An 8104-nucleotide genomic window follows, 5' to 3' on the forward strand; every position below is an offset into this window, starting at 1 on the left:
GGGGGAGGAGCCGCTCCTCCCCCCCTGCCGGAAAGACCGCTTTCCTTCGTCCGGGCTACACCAGGCCGTGCGCGATCATCGCGCGGGCCACCTTGATGAACCCGCCGATGTTGGCGCCCACCACGAGGTTCCCGGGGGAGCCGAACTCCTCCGCCGCCTCGGAGGTGAGGGTGTAGATGTTCTTCATGATCTGGTGGAGCTTGCCGTCGGTCTCCTCGAACCCCCACGCCTCGCGCCCGGCGTTCTGCTGCATCTCGAGCGCCGAGGTCGCCACGCCGCCCGCGTTGGCCGCCTTGGCCGGCCCGAAGAGGACGCCCGCGCTCTGGAACACCTGGACTCCTTCCGGCGTGGTCGGCATGTTCGCCCCCTCGCCGACGGCGATGCAGCCGCCTTTCACCAGCTTCCGGGCGTCCTTCCCCGTCAGCTCGTTCTGGGTGGCGGAGGGCATCGCCACGTCGCACGGGATGTCCCAGATGTTCCCGCCCTGCACGTACTTCGCGTGCTTGTGGTAGTCGCAGTAGTCCTTGATCCGGCGGCGCTCCACTTCCTTGAGCGTCTTGATCGTCTCGAGGTTGAACCCCTTCTCGTCGACCACGTACCCGTTGCTGTCGCTCATCGCGATGACCTTGCCGCCGAGCTCGTGGACCTTCTCCAGCGTGTAGATGGCGACGTTGCCCGACCCGGAGACGACGACCTTCTTCCCCTTGAAGCCGTTCCTCTTCGCCTTGAGCATCTCCTCGACGAAGTAGGTGCAGCCGTACCCGGTGGCCTCGGTGCGGACCTGGCTGCCGCCGTAGACCAGCCCCTTGCCCGTGAGGACGCCGGCCTCGAACTTGTTCGTGAGCCGCTTGTACTGGCCGAACAGGAAGCCGATCTCGCGGCCGCCCACTCCGATGTCGCCCGCGGGGACGTCGGTGTGCTCGCCGATGATCCGCCACAGCTCCGTCATGAAGCTCTGGCAGAACCGCATCACCTCGCCGTCCGACTTCCCCTTCGGGTCGAAGTCGGAGCCGCCCTTGGCGCCGCCGATCGGCAGGCCGGTCAGGGAGTTCTTGAAGATCTGCTCGAAGCCGAGGAACTTGATGATGCCGAGGTACACCGAGGGATGGAACCGCAGGCCGCCCTTGTAGGGGCCGAGCGCGCTGTTGAACTGCACCCGGAAGCCGCGGTTGATCTGCACCTGCCCCCGGTCGTCCTGCCAGGGCACCCGGAAGATCGTCTGCCGCTCCGGCTCGCAGATCCGCTCGATGATCTTGGCCTCCGCGAACTCGGGGTACTTCACCAGCACGGGCCCGACCGACTCGAGCACTTCCTTCACCGCCTGGTGGAACTCCGCCTCTCCGGGATTCCGCTTCACCACGTCCTGGTAGATCGCTTCGACACGCTCCAGTAAGGGCATCTTCTTCCTCCTCGCACAGGGTGCTATTGCTCGACGGCCCGGCCGTCGCACTCCCAATCTACCCGCCCGTCCGGCACGGTCAACAAAAAGCTGCCGAATCGGGCATAATCGGGCATAATCACCCGGAAGGAGGCCCCGCCATGCAGGAACGATTCGACCAGCGGCTGCGCGGGATCCCCGCCGCGGCCACCCACGCGCTGGTCATCCGGGTTGCGCAGATCGAGTCGTTCCGCGGATGGTGGGAGGGGATCCCGAAGCCCGCCGCCCCGCTGGAGCGGCGGATCCTCGCCGCGACGGCGGCGGAGTCCGCCGCGGAGTCGACGCGGATCGCCGCGGGCGCCTCGCCCGCCGAGGAGGCGGGGTATGCTGAGGCGCTTCGCTCCGTCTTCGACGGGTACGCGGGCATGCCGCCGTCGGAGGGAAGGCTTCTCGCCCTGCACGCGGCGATCTTCCGGAACAGCCCCGCGGGGCGCCTCCACGCGGGGAGGTACAAGACCGCTGCGGCGGCCTCCCGCCGCTGGAACATGGAACCGCCGGCGCTTCGGGCGCCCGCTCCCCTGCTCGTCCCGGCGCAGATGGAGACCCTCACCGCGTGGTTCTCCTCCCGGATCGGCGGCGGGGAGTTCCACCCGCTCCTCGTCGTCGCGTCGTATGTCCTGGAGTTCCTGGCGATCCGCCCTTTCTCGGACGGCAACCGGAGGATGGGGCGGCTGCTGACGAACCTCCTGCTGCTGCGCTGCGGGCACGGCTACCTGCGCTGCGCCTCCCTGGAGAAGGCCGTCCTCGGCATCTGGTCGGAGTACTACCTCGCGCTCCGGAAGAGCCAGGCCAGCAGAAACCAGCCTCGCCCCGACATTTCCCCCTGGCTGCTGGCGTTCCTCGACTCCCTGATCGTCCAGCAGCGGTCGGCCCGGGAGGAGATCGGGCGGCTCCCCGACGAAACGCGGCTCTCGGAAAACCAGATGGGGGTCCTGGCGATCGCGGCGCGCGACGGCGAGGTGACCAACCGGAAGGCGGCGGCGGAGCTCGGGATCGCCCGGGAGACGGCGAAGCAGACGCTCAACCGGCTTGCCGCGCTGGGGGCGCTCCGGAGGTCCGGGTTCGGGCGTGCGACGCGGTACCGCCTTCCGGAGCGGGGTTAGCCAGGTAGCAGACGGCGCGCTGCCGGAAGGAATCGGCGTTCAGGAAGAGGCGGAGCCCGCCGTCGTCGGACGGGTCGACGACGCGGACGACCCCGGCCCATTCCGCATCGTCGGGCAGCAGGTCGGGGAGGAGGTTCCGTGATTCCACGAGGAACTTCCGGTTCAGGAAATCCTTCCCGCGCCCCGGCCGGACCGCCATGTACAGCATGTCGGCCTCCACCAGGTCGTTGAAGAAATGGGTCCCGAGGGAGACGTCGGGCACCACTTCCATCTCGTCGCTGACGACCTCGCAGATCACCGACGCCGTATCGATCTCCGCGAAGGAGACCGGCACGCCCAGCGACGGGGTGCTCGTTCCCCAGCGCCCCGGCCCCAGCAGCAGGATCTCCGGCGGCCCTTCCTCGCCGTGCGCGTGGAGCACGCGACCCACCAGCCGGGCGACGGAGGCCCGCTCCCGCACGGGCACGGCCGCGTACCCCGCGGGATCCACGTAGACCACACGGCGGATCCGCGTCAGGGAGCTGCGCCCGATGATCGGGCCCCGGGTCTCGAGCACCAGCGACTTCCGGGGGATCTTCTTCGGCGGCTCGACGATCTTCCCCCCCTCCTTCACCTGGAGCGGCCTGCACTGGACGAGGTTGATCCTCCACCGGCCGTCGGGAAGGAAGTTCGCCGTGAACTCCGTGTCCACGGGGCATTCGTAGGCGTCCCGCAGGACCTGGAGCATCCGGCGCATCTCCGGCACGAAGGGCGTGTCCGAGAGCAGCCGGTCGAAGGCGACCATCCACCCTTCGGGTCCCCGCCGCGCGTCGGACCCGTCCCGGCCGGGGGCGCCGCGGCGCGCCGCGTACAGCTCCACCGGCAGGTCCGGGGACATCCGCAGCACCTCGTCGATCGGCATCGCCGCGAACCGGTTCGCGGAGAGATCGAGGAGGTCCATCCTCCGCTGGGAGTGCTTCCCTCCGTCCCGGTCCCGGTCGGTGTCCGGCCGCCGCAGCGGCGCGTTGAGCGCGACCATCCGGGTGTAATCGTCGTCCGACCGTTCCACCGCGCGGGTCCCCAGGCCGAACACCAGGCGGAGCACGCCCGCCGCGGGGTCGATGTGCTCGCTCCAGACGTAGGGGTTGTACGACAGCCCGACCCCCGCGACCTGCGGATAGAACAGGTCCCCGTGCAGGCCGCCCGACACGCGCTGCACCAGGACCGCCATCTGCTCGTCCCGGTCGATGAGCCCCCGGTGCGCCCGGTACAGCAGCGCCTCCCGGCTCATCGTGCTCGCGTATACGGTCCGCACCGCCGAAAGGAACGCATCGAGCCGCTCCTGCGGCGAGCCCTGGTTCGGGCAGAAGACGCTTTCGTACTTCCCCGTGAACGCGTTGCCGAAGCTGTCCTCCAGGAGGCTGCTCGACCGGACGATGATCGGCGACTGGCCGAAATATTCGAGCATCGCCACGAACTGCTCCACGATGAACTTCGGGAAGGCGCCCGTCCGGACCCGCTCGCGGGCCGCCTCCGCGCCGACCAGGAACGTGTCGGGGTTGCGCTGCTCCCTGCGGGCGTGCCAGCAGCCGTTGCGGACGAGGAAGGTGTAGAAGACGTCGGAGCCGATGAAGAAGGAATCGTGCGTCTCGAGCCGCTCCTTCCACGCGGGATCGGCCTTCGTCAGGATCGCCCGCGCCAGGAGCATGCCGACGGACTTGCCCCCGATCAGCCCCGTGCCGATCATCCGCCGGCGGATGGCGAGCAGGTCGGAGAGGTCGAGCCACCGGGTCGCGAGGCCGATCAGCCGCTCGTCCCGCGTCACCATCATCCGAAGGTATCGGGGGAACAGGAACTCCTCCCCCCCTTCCGGCTGCGCCCCGAGCCGGTCCCACATGTCGAGCGTCCGGGGGACGGCGTCCGCGCGCCGCTTCTCCCGCTCGGCCAGCACGTCGGACAGCGACGCGCTCTCCGTCAGCGGGAGGAAGGCGTCCTCCTTCCAGGCGTGGGGGAGGTACATCGTCGGGGAGTGGCGGCCGTCCACCTTCAGCGGGTGCACGTACAGGAGCCCGTCGCGGCGGAACACGTCGAGCAGGAGCTGCGTCGTCTCCCGGATGGCGGACACGGAGGTGACGGAGTGGCTGTCCCGCAGCAGGGCGAAATAGGTGTACGTCTCCAGCTCGTACAGGTACGGGCAGGTGACCATGAAGAAGTTGCCGAGCATCAGGTCGCTGTACCAGTCGGCCGCCAGGTCCGAAAGGCAGTCGAAGACGTAGCAGGCGCCCCGCCCCTCCTCCTCGATCGCCCGGTGGATCCGGGCCGTGAAGGTCTCGAATCCCGCGTCGGCGCTCAGTCGGTGGATCCGCGCCCCGATCCCCTCCGGGACAAGCTCCGGATGGCGGGCGAAGCGGAAATAGACAAGGCGGCGCCCCTGCGCCAAAGCGGCGGACACGAAGGGCCGGACGAACGGCAGGTAGTCTTCCACGGCGTCCACCTGCCAGACGACGTTGTCGCCGGGCAGCAGGCCCGTCAGGACGCGGTCGAGCTCCGGCAGCCCGGTGCCGGCCGCCGGAACGGTTTCGCTCTGCAAGGGGATCCTCCCGTACGGGGCGTTTCGGTTTCCCCTTAACTTAGCATGAAGCGCGGCCGTCGAGGATGGACCGGACCAGCCCGGCGATGGCGGACATGGAGAACGGCTTGTAAAGGAACGCGCGGGCGCCGATCCGCTTCGCCTCGGCCTCGGAGAGCCGCTCGCTGTATCCCGTGCAGATGACGATCGGGAGGTCGGGCCGCTTCTGGAGGAACAGCCGGACCAGCGCGTCCCCCGTGACGCCCGGCATCGTGATGTCGGTGATCACGATGTCGTAGTCTTCGGGTGCGGAGAGGAACATGCCGAGCGCCTCCCGGCTGTCCGCCACGGCGGTGACCCGGTAACCCAGCCCCTCGAGCATCTCCTTCACCATGTCGACCAGGACCTTCTCGTCGTCCACGAAAAGGATCCGCTCGGTCCCCCGCGGGACGGCCCGGTCGCTTTCCGGCGCCGGCGGCGCCGCCTCCTCCACGGCGGGAAGGTACACGGAGAATTCCGAGCCGTTCCCCGGCTCGCTGCGGACCGTGACGAACCCCCCATGGGTCCGGACGATCCCGTGCACCACGGAAAGGCCCATCCCGGACCCCTCCCCCGTGGGACGCGTCGTGAAGAAGGGGTCGAAGATCCGGTCGAGGATCCCCGGGTCCATCCCCACCCCAGTGTCCCGCACGGTCATCGCGATGTACCTGCCGGGCACGGCGCCAGGGTACGGCGCCAGCAGCGCCGCGTCCAGGTCGACGTCCGCGAGCCCGACCTCGAGGACACCCCCCGCGCTGCGCATGGCCAGCCCGGCGTTGGTGCAGAGGTTCATCAGGACCTGGTGGATCTGGGCCGGCTCCGCCAGCACGGACGCCTCGGAGAGGAACGACTCCCGGATCTCGATCGTCGACGGGAGCGACGCCCGCATGAGCTTCATGACTTCCGAGGCGATGGGCTTCACCCGGACGATCCTGCGGACCTGGAGCGTCGGCCGGCTGAAGGCCAGGATCTGCCGGGTCAGCTCGGAGGCCCGGTTCCCCGCCACGTAGATGCTCTGGAGCTTCTCCCGGAGAGGAGAGTCCGGCGGGACCTGCGCCAGCGCGAGCCCGGAATAGCCGAGGATGGCCATGAGGATGTTGTTGAAGTCGTGGGCGATCCCTCCGGCGAGCGTGCCGATGGCCTCCAGCTTCTGCGTCTGGGCGATCCGCGCCTCGACCTGGACCTCCCGGGTGATGTCCCGGTTGACCGAGACGTACCCGGAGACGCTTCCCGAAGGATCGCGGAACGGCGTGATGCTGCACGCCTGGAGGATCAGCGCCCCGTCCTTCCGCCGGTTGGTCAGCCGCCCCTTCCAGGTCGATCCCTTCCGGAGCGTGTCCCACATCTCCCGGTAGAAGGCTTCGTCGTGCTTTCCGCTCGAAAGGAGCTTCGGGGTCCGTCCGACAGCCTCCTCGGGGAAATACCCCGTGATCCGCGTGAAGGAGGGATTGACGTAGACGATCGTGCCGCTGTTGTCCGTGATGATCACGTCCTCGTCCGCCTGCTCCACGGCCGTGGCCAGCCGGGCGAGATGCTCCTGGTTCTGCCGGAGCGCTTCCGCGGCCATCTGCTTCTGCAGCGTCTCCGAGCCGAGCGAGACCATGATCTGCCCCAGCTCGAGGTCCTGGTGGGTGAAGGGGGGCGTGATCTTGTTGTGGAGGGACAATAGCCCCACGACATTGCGCGCCTCGTCGATCAGGGGGAAGACGATGAACGAATCGTCCCGGTACATGTCCCGTCCGCTCAGCGAGAAATCCGGCGCCTGCCGGATGTCCTCCGCGAGGACCGGCCGCCGTTCCCTGTAGGCGTAGTCGAAGACGCTCCCCTCCCTCAGGGGGAACGGGAGCACGGTCGGGGCCATCCCCGGATCCAGCGTGGCGGCCAGCTCCAGCCCCTGCTCCTGGCAAAGGAACAGGCTCCCCCCTTCCGCGGCCATGAGGAAGGCGACCCGCTCGAGCAGCAGCCGGCTCAGCTTCCGGAACTCCTGGCACGCCGCGAAGGTGCGGGCGGAATCGACCATGGCCTTCAGCCGCGCGTCGAGGCGCTCCATCTCCTCGTTCCTGCGCCGCAGCTCCTCCGCGGCGCGGTCCCGCTCCCTCTGCAGGCGGACGCGCTCCATGCAGCGGTCCAGGACCGGCAGCAGCGCCATGGCGTCCGCGGGCATCCGGATCCGGTCGTAGGCCCAGCCGCCGGGGGAAGCGGCGGCCGGATCCTCCTCCCCTCCCCACGTCACCGACACGCAGGCGATACCCGGCCGCGCCTCCTTCAGGAGATCCACCCCTCCGGGCCCCTCGCACCGCACGGACCGGCCGCCTATCAGGGCGACCGGCACATCCGCTCCCCGGACCCGCTCGGCGGCTTCCCGCAGCTCCAGCGCGTGGTCGACCCGGAAGTCCAGCGATCGCAGGACACCGGAAAGCGCGTCGAACACGTTCCGGTCATCCACGACGACGATGGCATGTTTCGGGACGGCAGGAATCGATTCCGGAGACGCGCTCTTTCCGCTCATGCAGGCATCCGCCCTCGGATCCCGGCGACAGGAAAAGGGATCTTCCTTACGTTTCGGAGCGGAATCCCGAAACTTTAACAGGCGGGAAAGCTACACTTCGACGTCGAGGGACGTGATCTCGAGGAGGTCTCCCCCCGTCACGGAGATCTCGAACCCTCCGCAGCGGGGGCATTCCCATGTGAACGAACGGGCTTCGGATATACCGCAAGAGGCGCACTCGACCCGGACGGGGACTTCCTCGATCGAGAGCTTCGCGCCGTCCGCCGGCGTGTCGCGCGCAATGTGTTCGAACATGAAAGTCAGGTGGTCCGGCTCGATGGCGCGCAGGACGCCGATCCTCAGGCGGATCTCCGTCACCTTCCCCGCCTGGTGGCGCTGCGCTTCGGCGACCGCGATGTCGAGGATGTCGTGGGCGATGCCGAGCTCGTGCAATTCGCTACCCGTGCCCGGGCCGACGGGTCACACCC

At 68.8% G+C, this 8104-nt stretch carries 5 protein-coding genes; 1 reads left to right on the top strand and 4 read right to left on the bottom strand.

The annotated features are described in order from the left end of the window. Positions 1-55: 55 nt before the first annotated feature. Positions 56-1399, bottom strand: coding sequence for an NADP-specific glutamate dehydrogenase (gene gdhA / locus AB1346_00860; GenBank protein ID MEW6718977.1), 1344 nt, complete (start codon positions 1397-1399; stop codon positions 56-58). 140 nt (positions 1400-1539) lie between these two features. On the opposite strand from gdhA, the gene AB1346_00865 reads away from it, so the two are divergent. Further along, positions 1540-2541 carry a Fic family protein gene (locus AB1346_00865; GenBank protein ID MEW6718978.1) on the top strand — a complete coding sequence of 334 codons (1002 nt, stop codon included), beginning with the start codon at positions 1540-1542 and terminating at the stop codon, positions 2539-2541. Here the strand turns inward: AB1346_00865 and AB1346_00870 are convergent. The 3 genes from AB1346_00870 to hypA form a co-directional block, all read right to left on the bottom strand. Next, positions 2459-5110, bottom strand: a complete 2652-nt coding sequence (locus AB1346_00870; GenBank protein MEW6718979.1) for a PEP/pyruvate-binding domain-containing protein — start codon at positions 5108-5110, stop codon at positions 2459-2461. The genes AB1346_00865 and AB1346_00870 overlap by 83 nt on opposite strands. A 40-nt stretch (positions 5111-5150) precedes the next feature. Continuing rightward, a complete protein-coding gene (locus AB1346_00875; GenBank protein MEW6718980.1) occupies positions 5151-7637 on the bottom strand; it encodes a response regulator in 2487 nt (828 codons plus the stop codon). A 90-nt stretch (positions 7638-7727) separates the two neighbouring features. Next, positions 7728-8069, bottom strand: coding sequence for a hydrogenase maturation nickel metallochaperone HypA (gene hypA, locus AB1346_00880; protein ID MEW6718981.1), 342 nt, complete (start codon positions 8067-8069; stop codon positions 7728-7730). Positions 8070-8104 lie beyond the last annotated feature (35 nt).

The sequence above is a fragment of the Thermodesulfobacteriota bacterium genome (assembly GCA_040758155.1).
Lineage (GTDB): Bacteria > Desulfobacterota > Deferrimicrobia > Deferrimicrobiales > Deferrimicrobiaceae > UBA2219.

Excerpts from the sequence above, each read along its gene's own strand:
- gdhA (MEW6718977.1), bottom strand. The coding sequence starts at position 1,399 with ATGCCCTTACTGGAGCGTGTCGAAGCGATCTACCAGGACGTGGTGAAG.
- AB1346_00865 (MEW6718978.1), top strand. The coding sequence starts at position 1,540 with ATGCAGGAACGATTCGACCAGCGGCTGCGCGGGATCCCCGCCGCGGCC.
- AB1346_00875 (MEW6718980.1), bottom strand. The coding sequence starts at position 7,637 with ATGAGCGGAAAGAGCGCGTCTCCGGAATCGATTCCTGCCGTCCCGAAA.